Genomic DNA, 18,435 nt, shown 5'->3' on the forward strand with positions numbered 1-18,435 from the left:
CGTATGACTTATTGCGGCGCAAGGATGACAAACGACAGAATCTTGTTCTAGTTTGTCCCCGCACAAGAAAGGGGATCGTCGCCAGCCTGGTTAACCGGGCGGTGAACGCGGTCCGGGTCTCGGGAGGAATCGAATAACAACAGCCGGCCGACGATCGCTCCAAAGAGGAGCGCGCACGGAATCGGCATCACGGATTGGCCATGTCGCACCTCAGTGGGCATCAGACCCGCAGGCGGCACAGGAGCCGTGGGAATGACAAAGGCGAGGCCATCGGGCCTCGCCTTTTCTTTTGGATTCAAGCGCTTCCTCATCTGTACCGCCCCCTGCCTCCGCCCTCGCGGTGCCCTGCCGAGGACGCTTTGCAGCCTCCCCGGCCCGGTTCGCGCCCAGTGTGGTGGCCCGGCGACGCCAGCCTCCCAAGGCGCCGAGCCCCGGTCGGAAGCCGGCTCAGCACACCCTTCAACCGAAGCTGAGCTGCCCTTGATTTATGGCAGTATATTGCTATAAATAAGTCTGGCGAGTCGATGCCACAGGGCCTATCCGCCCGCGCAGGTCACCGGATGTCGTCCCGCACCGCAGCGAAAGCGTGCTTTTTCCCGGCTGCGGCGGCGATGATCGAAAATAATTTTCAGGCCATTGAAATCGGCGCGCCACCCCGTGATCGCTCCCGCGCGCACCGGATCCGTCCGGGCGCCGCCCAACGCGGGGACCCGATACCAGCGGCCTTGATCTTCGGACCACTGCCGGACGGACGGGTCTCGGCTTCACGAAAGGCCGGTCAGTCAGGCCTGCCGGCACTTTGGCATGAACGCACCGGAAATGCCGCGACGGGCAGTTGCGGCCCACCGCGTCACCCGCGCCCCCGCCGCCAGCAGCGTTGCGCCTCAGTCGGCCGTGGTATCGAAGGGCATGGGCAGGTCCTCAAGGGCGATCACGCCACTTGAGATCACATAGACGATGACAAGGGTGATCAACGCCGCCAGCACCGTCGTCGCCAGCATCTTGCGCAGCAATCGAGGCCGTGCCGGCGCCCCGGGGTCGCTCCCCGGGACGATATCGGCCACCTCCGCCTGCGCGCGCACCCCCCAGGGCAGCACCGCGAACAGGCTGATCCACCAGACGATGAAATAAATGGCGACGACGGCTCCAACCGACATCGCCCCGACCTCAGGCCTGTTCCAGTTCGACCAGGGTGCCGTTGAAGTCCTTCGGATGCAGGAACAGCACCGGCTTTCCATGAGCGCCGATCTTCGGATCACCGGAGCCGAGCACGCGGGCGCCCTTCGCTTTGAGCTGGTCACGCGCCACGATGATATCATCCACCTCGTAGCAGATGTGATGGATGCCGCCGTCGGGGTTCCGCTCCAGGAACTTGGCGATGGGGGAATTCTCGCCAAGGGGCTCCAGGAACTCGATCTTGGTGTTCGGCAGGGTCACAAACACGGTGGTCACGCCATGCTCCGCCTGCGGCACCGCCGCGGACACCTCCGCGCCAAGGGTGTCGCGATAGAGCTGCGAGGCGGCGGCGATGTCGCGCACCGCGATGGCCACATGGTTCAGCCGTCCGATCATGGTTCCCTCATTGTCTCGCGCCGGCCCCACCGGCCGGCCGTCGTTCCACCCGTCACACTTCCAGAACGTGCACATGGCACACGGGCTTCTTGCCCCACACCGCGTTCACCGCCCCGCGCACCGCCCGCTCCAGCGTCTCCGCCAGCGCATCCGCATCCCGCCGGCGTGCCTTGGGCAGCCCTTCGAGCGTGGAGACCACGGTGTCGAGGACACGGTCGAGCATGTCCACATTGCCCTCCCCCCGCTCCGGGACGCCCGACAGCTCCACCGACGGGTCGCCGGCGATGCCGCCGTGTTTATCGATGGCCACCGCCACGGAAACCGCGCCGACGAAGCTCAGCTTCCGCCGCTCCGGCAAGGTGCGTCCGCCTTCGGGCAACAGCAGCCGCGCATCCTTGTAGAGACGGCCAAACGGCACCTCCCCGACCCGCTCCGCGGGGCCCGGAGCAAGACGCAGTATCTGCCCGTCATAGCAATTGACCACCTCCGGCACGCCGAGGCTCTGCGCCAGCTTGGCGTGGGCGTGCAGATGCTGCGCCTCGCCATGCACCGGCACTGCCACCTGCGGCCGCACCAGAGCGTACATCTTCTCCAACTCGCCGCGGCGCGGATGGCCGGAGACATGCACCAGCCGGTCACGGTCGGTCAGCACCTCCACTCCGCGCTTGGTCAGCGCGTTGATGATGTGATTGACCACCTTCTCGTTGCCCGGAATGGTGCGGGACGAGAACACCACCAGATCGCCGGGAGAAAGAGCGATCTCCGGGTGGTCGTCGTCGGCAATGCGACGTAGCGCGGCGCGCGGCTCGCCCTGGCTGCCGGTGAGAATCGCCACCACCCGTTCACGTGGCAGGTAGCCATAGGCATCAGCGCTGTGGAACGCGGGAATGCCGTCCAGCATCCCCTGCTCGCGGGCCACCGCGATCACGCGCTCCAGCGCCCGGCCCACCACCACCACCTCGCGCCCCGCCGCCAGCGCGGCCTCGGCGATGCCGCGCACGCGCGCTACGTTCGAGGAGAAGGTGGTGAAGGCGACGCGATGCTTCGCCTGGGCCACGATCTCCTTCAGCGACGCCACCACGTCCAGTTCCGAGGGGGAGACACCGTCGCGAATGGCATTGGTGGAATCGCAGACAATGGCGCGCACACCTTCATCGCCGAGTTCCGCCAGCCGAGCGGTATCGGTGGGCGAGCCCACCAGCGGGGTCGGATCGAGCTTCCAGTCACCCGTGTGAACCACGAGACCCGCTGCCGTGCGGATGGCCAGCGCGTGGCTGTCGGGAATGGAATGCGCGACCGGCACGAACTCCACCTCGAACGGCCCCAGCCGCACCAGCCCCCCCGAGCGCACCACCGTCACCGGCAGGGATTGCGGCGCTCCGGGCTCGCCCGCGCGCTTAGCTTCCAGCAGCCCCGCCGTGAACGCGGTGGTGTAGATGGGGCACTGGAGGCGCGGCCAGAGGTCCAGCACCGCACCCACGTGATCCTCGTGGCCATGGGTGATAACCAGCCCGACGATGTTTTTCTTCTCCGCCTCCAGGAAGCGGATGTCCGGCAGCACCAGATCAACCCCGGGCGCCTCGTCGCCGGCGAAGCTCATGCCGAAATCCACCATGAGCCACGCGCGCTCCCGTTTCGGCCCGAAGCCGTAGAGCGCGAGATTCATGCCGATTTCACCAACCCCGCCGAGGGGGGCGAACACGAGTTCGTCCGATACCGCCATTTAACCGATCACTTCCACCGATGGCCTGCGCGCCGCTCACAGATGCGGACGGTGGAGGCCCCAAGAATCACCCGGATCTGTCCAGGTCCGAACCTTATGCTTCCAATCGCGCCATGCGCCGTGGAGGCAGCGCTGGCTCCGCAAGCCTCACCGCATCCCACGCCCGCCTGGACCGCGCGTTCCCAGCGGGGTTCTCCGCCGGCGCGGCCCTTCACTCCGGCAGGCGCAACGACACGTCACCTGCGGTGATGATCTCCGCGATCCCATCCCGGCGGCGCAACATCATGGCGCCCCGCGCATCGATGTTCTCAAAGCGGCCAACCACCTCGCGCTCACCGATCTTGACGCTGACCTGATCGCCCATGCCCAGAGCGTGCCGCATCCAATCGGAGCGGATCGCCGAAAACCCGGCTCCAGCGTGCCATTGGTTGAGCCGCACGGCGATGGCGAGGTCGAGCGCCTCCAGCAGGCGATCGGGTGCGGTGGGCGCGCCCGCCTCCTCAAGGCTCGTCGCCTTGTACGGCAGCTCATCGGGATGATGCAGGCAGTTCACGCCGAAGCCGATGACCGCCGCTGGCCGACCTGCGGCATCGGTGCCGCCCTCCACCAGAATGCCCGCCAGCTTGCCGCCATTCAGCAGCAGATCGTTCGGCCATTTGAGCTTGAGCGTATCCTGAGCGATCTGCGGCGCGGCGGCCAGCACCGCGTCTCGCAGCGCCAAGCCAGCCACGAAGCACAGCTGCGCCAGATTGGCCAGCGGCGCCGGATTGGGCAGCACCAGAGTGGCGAAGAGATTGCCGAGTTCCGAGGTCCATGGACGGCCCCGACGGCCCCGCCCGGCCGTCTGGATATCCGCAACCAGCCAGACCGGCAAGGTCTCGCCGCGCGCAAGACGGGCGAGACCCTCCGCATTGGTGGAGCCAATCTCGGTGAAACGGATGATGGGAACCGTGGAACCCTGGAATTCGTATTGTGCCATCGATCAGAAGAGCGAGCGGGCAGCGGCGCCCGCCGCCTCGATAAGAGGAGCGGGATAGACGAAATAGAAGATGGTGAACAGGCCACTCACCGCAAGCACCGCCTTCAGCTCGGTCGGCATGGGATCGAAGGCATCTGCCGGCTCGTCGAAATACATGATCTTGACGACCCGCAGATAGTAGAAGGCGCCGACCACGGAGGCTAGCACGCCGATCACCGCGAGGCCATAGAGGCCCGCCTGGATCGCCGCGACGAACACATAGTATTTGGCCAGGAAGCCAGCCAGCGGCGGAATGCCGGCAAGCGAGAACATGAGCGCACCGAACAGGAACGCCATCAACGGATTGTTGCGCGCCAGCCCGGCCAGCTCGTCGATGTTTTCCACAGCCCGGCCCTGCCGCCGCATGGTGAGCACGCAGGCAAACGAACCGAGCGTCATCGCCACATAGATGGCTACGTAGACCAGCACGCCGCGCACGCCCTCCGCCGTGCCCGCCGCCAGGCCCACCAGCGCGAAGCCCATGTGGCCGATGGAGGAATAGGCCAGCAGCCGCTTGATGTTGCGCTGACCGATAGCGGCGAAGGCGCCGAGCACCATGGATGCGATCGACACGAACGCGACGATCTGCTGCCACTGGTGACCGACGTGGGGGAACGCCTCCAGCACCACCCGGATGAAGATGGCCATGCCGGCCACCTTAGGAGCGGTTGCGAAGAAGGTGGTGACCGGCGTCGGCGCGCCTTCATAGACGTCCGGCGTCCACATGTGGAACGGCACCGCCGAGATCTTGAAGCACAGGCCCGCCAGCACAAACACCAGGCCGAAGATGAGGCCGATGGTCGGCTCCTTCACCACGGTCGCGATGACCTCGAAATTCACCGAGCCGGTGAAGCCGTAAACCAGAGACGAGCCATAAAGCAGCATGCCTGACGACAGCGACCCCAGCACGAAATACTTGAGCCCCGCCTCGGTCGAGCGCACCGAATCCCGATTGATGGCCGCCAGCACGTAAAGCGAGAAGCTCATCAGCTCAAGGCCGAGATAGAGCGCGATCAGATCGCCGGCCGACACCAGCATGCACATGCCGAGCGTCGCGATTACGAACAGGACCGCGTATTCGAACCGCGCCAGCTTCTCCCGGTTCTGCCAATCCACCGCCATAATGAGCGAGACGGTGGCTCCGAAGATGGCGAGCACCTTCATGAAGCGGCCGAACGGGTCGAGCACGAGAGAGCCGTGGAACGCCACGGTTTCCCCGCCCGGACCCAGAAGCACCAGGACTCCAGCCGCCGCGAGCACCGCGATGGCGAGGCCAGTGATGAAGTTGGCCGCTCCCTCCCCCCGAAACGCGCCGATGAGGATCAGCGCGATGGCGGAGATGGCGAGCACCAGCTCGGGCAGGACAGCGCCGAGCGGAGGCAGGAGCTGCGTCATAGCTACCTCGAAATCAGAAGGTGAGGAGGAGCGCGGTCTTCACCGCGCCCGCCACCTGGTCGGTGCGCGCGACGACCGCGTTCACCGCATGGGAGGTCATGTTGAGAATGGGCGCCGGCCACACCCCGAACAGGATGGTGAGAATGACCAGCGGCACCATGATGGTGATCTCGCGGGGCGACAGGTCGAGGATGCCCTTCAGGCTGTCCTTCTCCAGCTTGCCGAAGATCACGCGCCAATAGAGGTACAAGGCATAGGCGGCCGAAAGGATCACGCCCGTGGCCGCGAGGAACGCCACCCAGGTGTTGGCCTCGAACGCCGCCAGCATGGTCAGGAACTCACCGACGAAGCCCGAAGTCCCCGGCAGGCCCACGTTCGCCATGGTGAAGATCATCATGACCGTGGCGTAGAGCGGCATGCGATTCACGAGGCCGCCATAAGCGGCGATCTCGCGGGTGTGCATGCGGTCATAGATGACGCCCACGCACAGGAACAGCGCGCCCGCGACGAAGCCGTGGGAGATCATGAGGAACATGGCGCCCTGCAGGCCCTGCTCGTTCATGGTGAAGATGCCCATCGTGACGAAACCCATGTGGGCCACAGACGAATAGGCGATCAGCTTCTTGATGTCTTCCTGAACCAGGGCCACCAGCGAGGTGTAGATGATCGCCACCACCGAAAGGGCGAACACCAGCGGCGCGAAATAATGGCTCGCCTCGGGGAACATGGGCAACGAGAAGCGGATGAAGCCATAGCCGCCCATCTTCAGCAGCACGCCGGCCAGGATCACCGAGCCCGCCGTGGGCGCTTCCACGTGGGCGTCAGGCAACCAGGTGTGCACCGGCCACATGGGCATCTTCACCGCGAACGAGGCGAAGAAGGCAAGCCATAGCCAGATCTGCATCCCCACCGGGAAGCCATGGGTCAGCAGGGTCGGCACATCGGTAGTGCCCGCCTGCCAATACATGGCCATGATGGCGAGCATCATCAGCACGGAGCCGGTCAGCGTGTAGAGGAAGAACTTGAACGCAGCATAGATGCGCCGCGGACCACCCCAGATGCCGATGATGAGGAACATCGGGATGAGGCCGGCCTCGAAGAAGAAATAGAACAGAACCAGATCGAGAGCGCAGAAGGTGCCGACCATGAAGGTCTCGAGCACCAGGAACGCGATCATGTACTCCTTCACCCGCTTATGCACGCTCTCCCAGGAAGCGAGGATGGCGAACGGCATGAGGAAGGTGGTCAGAATGACGAACGGCAGCGAGATGCCATCGACGCCCATGTGATAGGCGGCGATGTCGCCGAGCCACGCCTTCTTCTCCACGAACTGGAAGCCGGGAGCCGCCGGGTCGAATCCCGGCAGCATCAGCAGCGACACGACGAACGTCACCAGCGTGGTCCACAGCGCCACCCAGCGGGCGTTGCGCGCGGCCACCTCGTCGTCGCCCCGCACCACGAAGATGAACAGGGCGCCGACCAGCGGCAGGAAGGTGACGACGGAAAGGATGGGCCAGTCGGTCATCGTCGTCACACTCCGGAGAACATGAACCAGGAGAGAAGAGCCGCGACGCCGATCAGCATCACGAAGGCGTAATGGTAGAGGTAACCGGTCTGCAGCCGCACCACGCGGCCGGTGACGTCGAGCACCCGCGCCGAGACACCGTCGGGCCCAAGCCCGTCGATGATCGCGCCGTCGCCCCGCTTCCACAGCACCCGACCGATGGCCAGCGCCGGCTTCACGAACACGGCGTTGTACAGTTCGTCGAAGTACCACTTGTTGAGCAGGAAGCGGTAGAGCCCGTCCTGCGACCTCGCCAGCGCCACCGGCACCTTCGGGTTCACGATGTAGAACCAGTAGGCCACCAGGAAGCCCAGCACCATCATCACCGTCGGCGCCAGAACGATCGCCTCAGGGATCTCGTGCATCGCGTGAAGGATGTGGTTCTCCGCACCCATGAAGATGGAATGCCGGAAGAACTCGCCCACGCCCTCGCCCACGAACACGTTATAGAGCGCGAAGCCCGCCACCAGGGAACCGACACCCAGCACGCCCAGCGGCACCGTCATCACCAGCGGCGATTCATGGGCATGGTCGTAATGGTGGTGGTCGTGGGGCTTGCCAAAGAAGGTCATGAACACGAGGCGCCAGGAGTAGAAGGACGTCAGCGCCGCGGCGATCACGGTCATCGCCCAGCCGTAGAGCGCGAAGTAATTGTGGCTGGCGTACGCTGCCTCGATGATGGCGTCCTTCGAATAATAGCCGGCCGTCCAGGGGAAACCGGTGATGGCCAAAGTTCCGATCAGCATCATGGCGTAGGTGAAGGGAACCTTCTTACGCAGACCGCCCATGTGCCGCATATCCTGCTCATGGTGCATGGCATGGATCACGGAGCCGGCGCACAGGAACAGCAGGGCCTTGAAGCAGGCGTGGGTCAGAAGGTGGAACATGCCCACCGAATAGGCCCCGGCGCCCATGGCGACGAACATGTAGCCGAGCTGCGAGCAGGTGGAGTAGGCGATCACCTTCTTGATGTCATTCTGGACCAATGCCACCGTGGCGGCGAAGAAGGCGGTGGTGGCACCTACCAGCATCACCACATTGAGCGCCGTCTGCGACAGCTCGAAGATGGGCGACATGCGCGCCACCATGAACACGCCGGCGGTCACCATGGTCGCCGCGTGGATCAGCGCCGAGACCGGGGTCGGTCCCTCCATGGCGTCGGGCAGCCAGGTGTGCAGCAGCAGCTGCGCCGACTTGCCCATGGCACCGACGAACAGCAGCAGCGCGATCACCGTGGGCGCGTCCCATTGGTGACTGAGGAAGGTGATGGTCTTGCCGGCCAACGACGGCGCCGCCGCGAACACCTGGTCAAACGCCACCGAGCCGGTCATCACGAACACGCCGAAAATGCCCAGCATGAAGCCGAAGTCGCCGACCCGGTTGACCACGAACGCCTTCATGGCGGCCGCGTTGGCCGAGGGCTTCTCGTACCAGAAGCCGATCAGCAGGTAAGAGGCGAGGCCGACCCCCTCCCAGCCGAAGAACAACTGCACCAGATTGTCGGCCGTCACCAGCATGAGCATGGCAAAGGTGAACAGCGACAGGTAGGCGAAGAACCGCGGCCGGCTCGGATCCTCGTGCATATAACCGATAGAATACAGGTGCACGAGGCTCGACACCGTCGTGATCACCACCAGCATGATCGCGGTCAGCGTGTCGATGCGCAACGCCCAGTCGATCTTAAGAGCGCCGACATAGATCCAACGCAGCACCTGGACACGCGCCCCCTGGTCGTCGAAGCCGACGCCGGCGAAGGTGATCCAGGCGAACAGGCAGGCGATGAACAGGAAGGTGGTGGTCACCACTTCGCTGGCGCGGGCGCCGATGGCCCGGCCGAACAGCGCCGCGATGAGGAAGCCTGCCAGCGGCAGGAAGACGATGGCCTGATACATGGCCTCAGCCCTTCATGGCGTTGATGTCCTCGACGGCGATCGAACCGCGGTTGCGGTAGAACACCACGAGGATGGCGAGACCGATGGCTGCTTCCGCCGCCGCGACCGTGAGCACGAGCAGCGCGAACACCTGCCCGGTGAGGTTCCCCAGGAAAGCCGAGAACGACACCAGATTGATGTTCACCGACAGCAGGATCAGCTCGACCGACATCAGGATGACGATGACGTTCTTCCGGTTCAGGAAGATGCCGAGCGTCCCGAGCGTGAACAGGATCGCCGCCACCGTAAGGTAGTGGGAAAGACCGATTTCCATGGCGACCCCCTCAAAGCCCCTGGCCAGGGCGCACCTTGACCACCTTGATGGCGGCTTCGGGCGTGCGCGCGACCTGAGCGGAGATGTTCTGGCGCTTTACATTCGGCTTGTGGCGAAGGGTCAGCACGATGGCACCGATCATGGCCACCAGCAGGATGAAGCCTGCTGCCTGGAAGAAATAGATGTAGTCGGTGTACAGCACCCGGGCGAGCGCCTGGACATTGCCCACGTCCGCCGCCTGCGCCACCCCGGCGTGCGCCGTCACCGCCGCCGTGATCCCCGGCCCGGTCGCCCACGCGCCAACCACCAGCAGCAGCTCCGCCAGAAAGATCAGCCCCACCAGGACGCCAATGGGCAGGTATTGCAGGAAGCCCTGGCGCAGTTCCACGAAGTCCACGTCGAGCATCATCACGACGAAGAGGAACAGCACCGCCACGGCGCCGACATAAACCACCACCAGAATCAGGCCCAGGAATTCGGCCCCCACCAGCAGGAACAGGCCCGCCGCGTTCACGAACGCGAGGATGAGGAACAAAACCGATTGAACCGGGTTGCGCGAGGAGATGACCATGAAGGCCGACCCCACCAGCACGAACGCGAAGAGATAGAAAAACACCGCCGCGACACTCATGCGGAGAGCCCCCCCCTGCGCGCCAGTTCCGCGCTCTTTTGAGCCGCACTGGGATGGCCGGTGCCCATCACGGACCCGGACGCCGCGCGGCCGATGCGTCGATAGCTCTGACCCATCCTAAAAGTCCACCATTTCGAACGGCCAACCGCCCGTCCGGCAATCCGGTGGACGCGTCCCGCTCACAACTTCAGATGGCGTGCCCCGAACGTGCCCGAAGGCCCCGCCGATGGCCACGCCGTGCCGTCACGGCGCTCGAACCCTTGGCGACGCGGGCCGGAACCCGCGCCGACCGCCCTCACCGATACGGCGCGTCAAGCGCGATGGACCGCGCGATCTCGCGCTCCCAACGGTCGCCGTTCGAGAGCAGCTTGTCCTTGTCGTAATACAGTTCCTCACGGGTTTCCGTGGCGAACTCGAAATTCGGCCCCTCGACAATGGCGTCCACCGGGCAGGCCTCCTGGCAGAAGCCGCAATAGATGCACTTCACCATGTCGATGTCATAACGGGTGGTGCGCCGCGTCCCGTCGTTGCGACGCGGCCCCGCCTCGATGGTGATGGCCTGCGCCGGGCAGATGGCTTCGCAAAGCTTGCAGGCGATGCACCGCTCCTCGCCATTCGGATAGCGCCGCAGCGCATGCTCGCCGCGGAAGCGAGGCGAGAGCGGCCCCTTCTCGAACGGATAGTTGAGCGTGGCCTTGGGGCGGAAGAAGTACCGCATGGTCAGGAAGAAGGCGGAGACCAGCTCCGTCAGCAACAGGGCGCGCGCGGCCTGATCGAGCTTCATGGGCGCTCTCCCGCCGCGTTCGAGCGGCTCTTCTGAAGGGTGGAGTGCACGATCATTGGGGCGCATTCCCCGTGAAGTGCAGGACGCTGGCCACCAGAACCACGGCCACGAGCGAAATGGGCAGGAACACCTTCCAGCCGAGCCGCATGAGCTGGTCGTAGCGGTAGCGCGGTACGATGGCCTTGGCCATCGCGAACAGGAAGAACATGAAGCACAGCTTCACCACGAACCACACCACTCCCGGCACCCAGGTGAAGGGCGCGAACGGCAGCGGCGACAGCCAACCGCCCAGGAACAGGATGGTGGCGAGGGCGCACATGGTCATGATGGCCACGTACTCGCCCAGCATGAACAGCAGGTAGGGCGTGGAGCCGTACTCGGTCATGAAGCCGGCGACCAGTTCGGACTCGGCTTCCACCAGATCGAACGGCGGACGGTTGGTTTCCGCCAGCGCCGAGACGAAGAAGATCACGAACATCGGCAGAAGCGGCAGAACATACCAATTCAGCAGGCCGAAGCGGCCATTCTGCGCCTCGACGATGGCCGACAGGTTCAACGACCCGGCGCACATCAGCACGGTGATGATGACGAAGCCGATGGAGACTTCGTAGGACACCATCTGCGCCGCAGACCGCAGGGCCGCCAGGAAGGGATACTTCGAGTTCGAAGCCCAGCCGCCCATGATGATGCCGTACACGCCGAGCGACGAAATCGCGAAGATATACAGCACGCCCACATTGATGTCGGCGATCACCCAGCCATCGGCGATGGGAACAACCGCCCAGGCTGCCAGGGCCAGCACGCAGGTGACCAGCGGCGCCAGCAGGAACAGCACCTTGTTGGCGCCCGCCGGAATGGTGGGCTCCTTCAGGACGAACTTGAGAAGATCCGCGAACGACTGGAACAGGCCGAACGGCCCCACCACGTTCGGCCCGCGCCGCAATTGCACCGCCGCCCACACCTTGCGGTCGGCGAGCAGGATGTAGGCGATGAAGACGAGGAGCGCCACCAGCAGAGCCAAGCTCTGGCCGATGATGATCAGCACCTGGATAAGGGTATCCTGCCAGTCCATCGGTTCTATCGCCCCCCAACGCTTGCCGGACGCAGGCGCTGGCCCGTGCCCCGCGCGCCGCTACCGGCGCGATCTGTTGTCTGCCGCCACGTGCCCATCCGCCTCACTCCGCGGCTTCGGCGGCCGACGCCGCGCGCAGCGCCGAGCATTCCGCCATGACGGCGGACGCGCGGGCGATGGGGTTTGTCAGATAAAAATCGGTGATCGCGGAGACGAACGGCGCCTTCTCCACCGCCCCCCCCCGCTTCGCCAGGGCGGCGATCGCGCCGCCATCGGCCGGCGCGATCTCATCCACCCGTCCGAAGTGCGGGAACGCTGCCACCAGCTTCGAGCGGAGCGCCGACAGGCTGTCGAACGGAAGCGTCTGGCCGAGCACCTCCGAGAGCGCGCGCAGGACCGCCCAATCCTCGCGCGCCTCGCCCGGCGGGAACGCCGCGCGACGGGCAAGCTGCACCCGGCCCTCGGTATTCACATAAAGGCCAGACTTCTCGGTATAAGCCGCGCCCGGCAGGATGACGTCCGCGCGATGGGCGCCCCGATCACCATGGGTGCCGATATAGACCACGAACGCGCCCGGAGCCACGTCCACCTCGTCGGCACCCAGCAGGAAAGCCACATCGAGCGCGCCGGGCGCCGACATCGCGGCGGTATCGAGCCCCTTCGGCCCCGGCACCGCGCCGACATCGAGCGCGCCGACACGCGCCGCCGCTGTGTGCAGGACGGCAAAGCCGATCCAGCCCTCCTTGACCGCCCCGCTCGCCACTGCGACCCGCGCCGCGAGCGACAGGATGGCGGCCCCGTCGGGCCGCGCGAGCGCACCCTGGCCGACGATCACCAGCGGACGCTCGGCCTGGCGCAGCACCTCGCCGAAACTGCCGGTGCCGGCGAGATCGGCGAGGCTTTCAGCCCCCGCACCGAGATATTCATACGAATAGGTGAGATCCACCTGGGGCCCGACGACACCCACCTTGAGCCCGCCCTGGCGCCACCGCTTGCGGATGCGCGCGTTCAGAACCGACGCCTCGTGGCGCGGATCGGTACCCACCAGCAGGATGGCGTCTGCATCCTCGATGCCGGCGATGGAGGGGTTGAACACATAGCTGGCGCGACCGAGCGTCGGATCAAGACCGGCGCCGTCCTGGCGCGCGTCGATGTTCTGCGAGCCCAGCTTGCCGATCAGCGCCTTGAGCGCGAACACTTCTTCCGCGCTCGCGAGATCGCCAACAATGGCGCCGATCCGCTCGGGACGCGCGGCCTTCACCTTCGCGGCGACCGCCCCAAAGGCCTCGGTCCAGGACGCCGGCACCAGCCGGCCGCCCTTGCGCACATAAGGACGGTCGAGCCGCTGGACCTTCAGGCCGTCCCACACATAACGGGACTTGTCCGAAATCCATTCCTCGTTCACCCCGTCGTTGATGCGCGGCAGGATGCGCATCACCTCGCGGCCGCGCGTATCGACGCGGATGTTCGATCCGACCGCGTCCATGACATCGATGGATTCGGTCTTGATCAGTTCCCACGGGCGGGCGTGAAAGGCGGTGGGCTTGTGGGTCAGGGCGCCCACTGGACACAGGTCAGCGACATTGCCCTGCAACTCGGAACGCATGGCGTTCTCGAGATAGGTGGTAATCTCGGTGTCTTCGCCCCGCCCGATGGCGCCAAGGTCCGGCACGCCGGCGACCTCGGTGGTGAAGCGCACGCAGCGGGTGCACTGGATGCACCGCGTCATGGACGTGCGCACCAGCGGGCCGATATACTTGTCCTCGACCGCGCGCTTGTTCTCAGCGAAGCGCGAGGTATCAGCGCCATAGGCCATGGCCTGGTCCTGCAGATCGCATTCGCCGCCCTGGTCGCAGATGGGGCAATCGAGCGGATGGTTGATGAGCAGGAACTCCATCACGCCTTCGCGCGCCTTCTTCACCATCGGGCTCTTGGTGAGCACCACCGGTGGCTCGCCATTGGGACCGGGACGCAGGTCCTTGACCGCCATGGCGCATGACGCGGTGGGCTTGGGCGGCCCGCCCTTCACTTCCACCAGGCACATGCGGCAATTGCCTGCAATAGACAGGCGCTCATGGAAGCAGAAGCGCGGAATCTCGACGCCCGCCGCCTCGCACGCCTGCAGCAGCGTGTACTCGGCCGGGACCTCGACCTCTGTGCCGTCGACGACGATCTTCGCCATCCCTTCCACCTCGCCTTGTACCGCGCCGTGCGCGGACCTCGTCTCAAGCCGCTCTTCAGGCGGCCTTCCCGTCAGACCCCCGCTAGGGCGGGCCTGTGAACCACGGAGCGCTGCAGAGCACTGCCTAGGTTCCCCATCTCACTCTCCAGGGGTTTCACCGGCCGATTTCCGGCCATCAAACCCCTTCCTCACCCAACCGCGAAACCATGGACCACGATCTGGCCCTCCCCCGATCGGCACCCGATCAGATCGCCGCCATCTCGCCGTTCCCAGACTGCGGTCCCGAAGAGCCCGGGGATCGCACCTGGTCAGCCATCGTCGCCCTTGACGCTTCCATCCGCCGCAAAGCAGCGGAGGCGCGCGAGCGCTGTCACCTCATTCCGCCGCCACTGGATGCGGATGCGGATTGGCCGCATATTGGTCGATGCGTTCCTCGATCACGTGGCGATAATGCCGGATGAGGCCCTGCACAGGCCACGCCGCGGCGTCGCCAAGCGCGCAGATGGTGTGGCCCTCGATCTGCGTGGTGACCTCCAGCAACAGATCGATCTCGCTCTTGTGGGCGCGGCCTTCCGCCATACGGTTGACCACGCGCCACATCCAGCCCGTACCCTCGCGGCACGGCGTGCACTGGCCACAGCTCTCGTGCTTGAAGAAATAGGAAATGCGCGCGATGGCCTTCACGATGTCGGTGGACTTGTCCATCACCAGCACGCCGGCAGTGCCGAACGAGGACTTCACCGCGCGCAGGCCGTCGAAGTCCATGATCAGGTCTTCGCACTGCTCGGCCGGAACCACCGGACAGGACGCGCCGCCAGGAATGATCGCCAGCAGATTGTCCCAGCCCCCGCGCACACCGCCGCCGTGCTTCTCGATGAGTTCCTTGAAGGGAATGCCCATCGCGTCTTCCACGACGCACGGCCGGTTCACGTGGCCGGAAATGCCATAGAGCTTGGTGCCGACGTTATTGGGCCGCCCGATGGACGAGAACCAGGAGGCGCCGCGCCGCAGGATGGTTGGCGCCACCGCGATGCTCTCCACGTTGTTCACCGTGGTGGGACAGCCGTAGAGGCCCATATTGGCTGGGAAGGGCGGCTTCAGCCGTGGCATGCCCTTCTTGCCTTCAAGACTCTCCAGCAGCGCCGTCTCCTCGCCGCAGATGTAGGCTCCGGCGCCGTGGTGCACATAGAGGTCGAAGGGATAGTCGTGGACGTTGGTCTTGCCCAGCAGGCCGGCCGCGTAGCACTCGTCGATCGCCTGCTGCAGGCGCTTGCGCTCATAGATGAACTCGCCGCGCACATAAATGTATGCCGCGTGCGCGCCCATTGCGAAGGAGGCAATCAGGCAGCCTTCGATCAGCGTGTGCGGATCGTTGCGCAGAATCTCACGGTCCTTGCAGGTGCCGGGTTCGGACTCGTCGGCGTTCACCACCAGATAATGCGGCCGCCCGTCCGACTGCTTGGGCATGAACGACCACTTCAGGCCGGTCGAGAAGCCCGCTCCGCCACGGCCACGCAGGCCGGACGCCTTCATCTCATTGATGATCCAGTCGCGGCCCTTCTCCAGGATGCCCTTGGTGCCATCCCAATGGCCGCGCGCCATCGCGCCCTTCAGGGAAAAATCCTGAAGGCCATAGATATTGGTGAAGATGCGATCCTTGTCGGCGAGCATAGGCGTCACTCCCCGGGAGTCGGCGCCGGCGTGGAGGAAGCCTCCTCCGCCTTCGGCCGCGGCGCATAAAGGGCGGGATCAGTGAGGGTGACCGGCGCGCCCAGCGGCTCCGAGCCGTGGCGCCCGTTCTGCGGACCCACCTTCACCGGGCGGCCGGCGACGAGGTCGTCCAGCAGCTTCTCGAAGGTCTCAGCAGTGAGATCCTCGAAGAAATCGTCGTTGATCTGTACCATGGGAGCATTAGTGCAGGCGCCCAGGCACTCTACTTCCAGCCATGAAAAATTGCCATCGGCCGACACATGGCTCTGGTCGCCGATGCGCCTCTGACACACCGCCTTGATGTCGTCGGAGCCGCGCAGCATGCAGGGCGTCGTACCGCACAGCTGCACGAAATATTTCCCGACTGGGGCGAGGTTAAACATGGTGTAGAAGGTCGCAACCTCCAGTACCCGGATGTGCGCCATCCCCAGCCGGTCCGCCACCGCGCGCAGCGCCGGCTCCGGCAGCCAGCCGCCAGCCGCCTTCTGGGTTTCCCACAGCAGTGGCACCACGGCCGAGGCCTCGCGGCCCTCCGGATACTTGGCAACCAGCGCCTGGGCGATCGCCTCCAGTTCGGGCGGGAAGGTGAAGCTCTCGGGCTGCTCGGCAGCAAGGCGACGAACGGTCATCTGTCAGACCTCCAGGCCGGCGGCGGAGCGGGCCGGCTTGCGGCGCTCACGCATCGGGCGGATGGCGAAAAGGCGGGGCATCAACGATCCACCTCGCCGAACACGATATCGAGCGAGCCCAGGATGGCCGACACGTCGGCCAGCATGTAGCCGCGCGAGAGGAAATCCATCGCCTGCAGGTGGGCGAAGCCTGGCGCGCGGATCTTGCAGCGGTAAGGCTTGTTGGTGCCGTCGGAAACCAGATACACGCCGAATTCGCCCTTGGGCGCCTCGACGGCGGCATAAACCTCACCGGCGGGCACGCGGACACCCTCGGTGTGGAGCTTGAAGTGATGAATAAGCGCTTCCATGGAACGCTTCATGTCGCGACGCGACGGCGGGGAGACCTTGCCATCGGACGTGGACACCGGACCCGCTGTTTTCAGCAGGCGTTCCACGCACTGCTGCATGATCTTGGTGGACTGCCGCATTTCTTCCATGCGCACCACATAGCGATCATAGCAATCGCCGTGGACGCCCACCGGAATGTCGAAGTCGAGCTCCGAATAGCATTCATAAGGCTGAGCGCGGCGCAGGTCCCAGGCGGCACCCGACCCGCGCACCATCACCCCCGAGAAGCCCCACGCCAAGGCGTCTTCCAGCGACACATAGCCGATGTCGACCGTACGCTGCTTGAAGATGCGGTTGCCGGTGACGAGACGGTCGAGGTCGTCCAGCACCTGCGGGAAGGTCGCGCAGAAGGTTCCGATGTCCTCCACCAGGGCCCGCGGCAGGTCCTGATGCACGCCGCCGGGCCGAAAGTAGGCCGCATGCATGCGGCTGCCGGAGGCCCGCTCATAGAAGATCATGAGCTTCTCGCGCTCCTCGAACCCCCACAGGGGCGGGGTGAGCGCGCCCACGTCCATGGCGAACGTGGTGACGTTGAGGAGGTGCGACAGCAGCCGCCCGATCTCCGAATACAGCACGCGGATGAGCTGCCCGCGCAGCGGCACCTCGACGCCCAGGAGCTTTTCCACCGCCAGGCAGTAGGCATGCTCCTGATTCATGGGCGCGCAATAGTCCAGCCGGTCGAAATACGGCACCGCCTGGACATAGGTCTTGGTTTCGATCAGCTTTTCGGTGCCGCGATGCAGGAGGCCGATATGCGGGTCCACCCGCTCCACGACCTCGCCGTTCAGCTCCAGCACCATGCGCAGCACGCCGTGGGCGGCGGGATGCTGCGGGCCGAAATTGATCTTGAAGTTACGGACCTTGTCGGCCGGCTTCAGCTCTTCGGCGGTGGTTGCGAGTTCCTGTCCCATCTTTCGCTCCCTCAGCCGGCCTTCGAGGCTTTCTCGTCACCCGGCAGGACGTATTCCACGCCCTCCCAGGGGGAGAGGAAGTCGAAGTTGCGGAATTCCTGCGCCAGCCGCACGGGCTCGTAAACGACCCGCTTCAGCTCGTCGTCGTAATGCACCTCCACATAGCCGGAGGTGGGAAAGTCCTTGCGCAGCGGATAGCCGTCGAAGCCATAATCGGTGAGCAGGCGGCGCAGCTCCGGATGCCCGGTGAACAGGATGCCGTACAGATCGTACGCCTCGCGCTCGAACCAGTTGGCGCCGGCGAACACACCGCACAGGGACGGCACCGGAGTATCCGCGTCGGTCTTCACCTTGAGGCGGATGCGGGCATTCTGCTTCAGCGAGAGCAGGTGATAGACCACGTCGAAGCGCTTCTCGCGCTCCGGATAGTCCACGCCGCAGACGTCCACGATGCATTGGAACAGGCAGGCCGGGTCATCGCGCAGGAAGGTGGCCACCTTCACGATCTGGGCCGGCTCCAGCTCCAGGGTGAGCTCGCCGAACGCAAGCGTCCAGCCCGTCACGGCGCCAGACAGCACGCCGGTGATATGAGCAGCCAGATCCTTCAGCGTCTCATCCATCTCAACAATCCCGTCCCGAGCCTCGTGGC

16 protein-coding genes are annotated in these 18,435 nt (G+C 65.2%); all 16 read right to left on the reverse strand.

Annotated features, from left to right (window positions below):
* Positions 1–884: 884 nt before the first annotated feature.
* The 16 genes from V5F53_RS08075 to V5F53_RS08150 all read right to left on the reverse strand — a co-directional run bounded on the left by V5F53_RS08075 (position 885) and on the right by V5F53_RS08150 (position 18,406).
* Positions 885–1,157: a DUF1467 family protein gene (locus V5F53_RS08075; protein WP_393997091.1), complete on the reverse strand. Its 273-nt coding sequence runs from the start codon at positions 1,155–1,157 to the stop codon at positions 885–887.
* A 10-nt stretch (positions 1,158–1,167) separates the two neighbouring features.
* Positions 1,168–1,572: a methylmalonyl-CoA epimerase gene (mce, locus tag V5F53_RS08080; RefSeq protein WP_393997092.1), complete on the reverse strand. Its 405-nt coding sequence runs from the start codon at positions 1,570–1,572 to the stop codon at positions 1,168–1,170.
* Between the two features lie 52 nt (positions 1,573–1,624).
* The gene (locus V5F53_RS08085) at positions 1,625–3,295 is read right to left on the reverse strand and encodes a ribonuclease J (RefSeq protein ID WP_393997093.1); all 1,671 of its coding nucleotides are present in this window, start codon (positions 3,293–3,295) and stop codon (positions 1,625–1,627) included.
* 211 nt (positions 3,296–3,506) lie between these two features.
* Positions 3,507–4,274 carry a biotin--[acetyl-CoA-carboxylase] ligase gene (locus V5F53_RS08090; RefSeq protein ID WP_393997094.1) on the reverse strand — a complete coding sequence of 256 codons (768 nt, stop codon included), beginning with the start codon at positions 4,272–4,274 and terminating at the stop codon, positions 3,507–3,509.
* A 3-nt stretch (positions 4,275–4,277) separates the two neighbouring features.
* Positions 4,278–5,708, reverse strand: coding sequence for an NADH-quinone oxidoreductase subunit NuoN (gene nuoN / locus V5F53_RS08095; protein WP_393997095.1), 1,431 nt, complete (start codon positions 5,706–5,708; stop codon positions 4,278–4,280).
* A 13-nt stretch (positions 5,709–5,721) separates the two neighbouring features.
* The gene (locus V5F53_RS08100; RefSeq protein ID WP_393997096.1) at positions 5,722–7,233 is read right to left on the reverse strand and encodes an NADH-quinone oxidoreductase subunit M; all 1,512 of its coding nucleotides are present in this window, start codon (positions 7,231–7,233) and stop codon (positions 5,722–5,724) included.
* A 5-nt stretch (positions 7,234–7,238) separates the two neighbouring features.
* Complete coding sequence (gene nuoL, locus V5F53_RS08105; RefSeq protein WP_393997097.1) at positions 7,239–9,164, reverse strand: NADH-quinone oxidoreductase subunit L; 1,926 nt, start codon at positions 9,162–9,164, stop codon at positions 7,239–7,241.
* A gap of 4 nt (positions 9,165–9,168) precedes the next feature.
* Positions 9,169–9,477: an NADH-quinone oxidoreductase subunit NuoK gene (nuoK, locus tag V5F53_RS08110; protein ID WP_393997098.1), complete on the reverse strand. Its 309-nt coding sequence runs from the start codon at positions 9,475–9,477 to the stop codon at positions 9,169–9,171.
* A gap of 10 nt (positions 9,478–9,487) precedes the next feature.
* Complete coding sequence (locus V5F53_RS08115; RefSeq protein WP_393997099.1) at positions 9,488–10,108, reverse strand: NADH-quinone oxidoreductase subunit J; 621 nt, start codon at positions 10,106–10,108, stop codon at positions 9,488–9,490.
* A 295-nt stretch (positions 10,109–10,403) separates the two neighbouring features.
* A complete protein-coding gene (nuoI, locus tag V5F53_RS08120; RefSeq protein WP_393997100.1) occupies positions 10,404–10,892 on the reverse strand; it encodes an NADH-quinone oxidoreductase subunit NuoI in 489 nt (162 codons plus the stop codon).
* Positions 10,893–10,944: 52 nt separating this feature from the next.
* Positions 10,945–11,964, reverse strand: coding sequence for an NADH-quinone oxidoreductase subunit NuoH (nuoH, locus tag V5F53_RS08125; protein ID WP_393997101.1), 1,020 nt, complete (start codon positions 11,962–11,964; stop codon positions 10,945–10,947).
* 103 nt (positions 11,965–12,067) lie between these two features.
* Complete coding sequence (gene nuoG, locus V5F53_RS08130) at positions 12,068–14,146, reverse strand: NADH-quinone oxidoreductase subunit NuoG (RefSeq protein WP_393997102.1); 2,079 nt, start codon at positions 14,144–14,146, stop codon at positions 12,068–12,070.
* A 375-nt stretch (positions 14,147–14,521) separates the two neighbouring features.
* Positions 14,522–15,817: an NADH-quinone oxidoreductase subunit NuoF gene (nuoF, locus tag V5F53_RS08135; RefSeq protein ID WP_393997103.1), complete on the reverse strand. Its 1,296-nt coding sequence runs from the start codon at positions 15,815–15,817 to the stop codon at positions 14,522–14,524.
* 5 nt (positions 15,818–15,822) lie between these two features.
* The gene (gene nuoE / locus V5F53_RS08140; protein WP_393997104.1) at positions 15,823–16,485 is read right to left on the reverse strand and encodes an NADH-quinone oxidoreductase subunit NuoE; all 663 of its coding nucleotides are present in this window, start codon (positions 16,483–16,485) and stop codon (positions 15,823–15,825) included.
* An 80-nt stretch (positions 16,486–16,565) separates the two neighbouring features.
* Positions 16,566–17,786 carry an NADH-quinone oxidoreductase subunit D gene (locus V5F53_RS08145; RefSeq protein WP_393997105.1) on the reverse strand — a complete coding sequence of 407 codons (1,221 nt, stop codon included), beginning with the start codon at positions 17,784–17,786 and terminating at the stop codon, positions 16,566–16,568.
* Positions 17,787–17,797: 11 nt separating this feature from the next.
* Positions 17,798–18,406, reverse strand: coding sequence for an NADH-quinone oxidoreductase subunit C (locus tag V5F53_RS08150; protein WP_393997106.1), 609 nt, complete (start codon positions 18,404–18,406; stop codon positions 17,798–17,800).
* Positions 18,407–18,435 lie beyond the last annotated feature (29 nt).

Origin of the sequence: Xanthobacter cornucopiae (genome assembly GCF_043195065.2) — a bacterium.
Taxonomy (GTDB): domain Bacteria; phylum Pseudomonadota; class Alphaproteobacteria; order Rhizobiales; family Xanthobacteraceae; genus Xanthobacter.

Coding starts and splice junctions, on each gene's coding strand:
- V5F53_RS08075 (WP_393997091.1), bottom strand. CDS start 1,157: ATGTCGGTTGGAGCCGTCGTCGCCATTTATTTCATCGTCTGGTGGATC.
- mce (WP_393997092.1), bottom strand. CDS start 1,572: ATGATCGGACGGCTGAACCATGTGGCCATCGCGGTGCGCGACATCGCC.
- V5F53_RS08085 (WP_393997093.1), bottom strand. CDS start 3,295: ATGGCGGTATCGGACGAACTCGTGTTCGCCCCCCTCGGCGGGGTTGGT.
- V5F53_RS08090 (WP_393997094.1), bottom strand. CDS start 4,274: ATGGCACAATACGAATTCCAGGGTTCCACGGTTCCCATCATCCGTTTC.
- nuoN (WP_393997095.1), bottom strand. CDS start 5,708: ATGACGCAGCTCCTGCCTCCGCTCGGCGCTGTCCTGCCCGAGCTGGTG.
- V5F53_RS08100 (WP_393997096.1), bottom strand. CDS start 7,233: ATGACCGACTGGCCCATCCTTTCCGTCGTCACCTTCCTGCCGCTGGTC.
- nuoL (WP_393997097.1), bottom strand. CDS start 9,164: ATGTATCAGGCCATCGTCTTCCTGCCGCTGGCAGGCTTCCTCATCGCG.
- nuoK (WP_393997098.1), bottom strand. CDS start 9,477: ATGGAAATCGGTCTTTCCCACTACCTTACGGTGGCGGCGATCCTGTTC.
- V5F53_RS08115 (WP_393997099.1), bottom strand. CDS start 10,108: ATGAGTGTCGCGGCGGTGTTTTTCTATCTCTTCGCGTTCGTGCTGGTG.
- nuoI (WP_393997100.1), bottom strand. CDS start 10,892: ATGAAGCTCGATCAGGCCGCGCGCGCCCTGTTGCTGACGGAGCTGGTC.
- nuoH (WP_393997101.1), bottom strand. CDS start 11,964: ATGGACTGGCAGGATACCCTTATCCAGGTGCTGATCATCATCGGCCAG.
- nuoG (WP_393997102.1), bottom strand. CDS start 14,146: ATGGCGAAGATCGTCGTCGACGGCACAGAGGTCGAGGTCCCGGCCGAG.
- nuoF (WP_393997103.1), bottom strand. CDS start 15,817: ATGCTCGCCGACAAGGATCGCATCTTCACCAATATCTATGGCCTTCAG.
- nuoE (WP_393997104.1), bottom strand. CDS start 16,485: ATGACCGTTCGTCGCCTTGCTGCCGAGCAGCCCGAGAGCTTCACCTTC.
- V5F53_RS08145 (WP_393997105.1), bottom strand. CDS start 17,786: ATGGGACAGGAACTCGCAACCACCGCCGAAGAGCTGAAGCCGGCCGAC.
- V5F53_RS08150 (WP_393997106.1), bottom strand. CDS start 18,406: ATGGATGAGACGCTGAAGGATCTGGCTGCTCATATCACCGGCGTGCTG.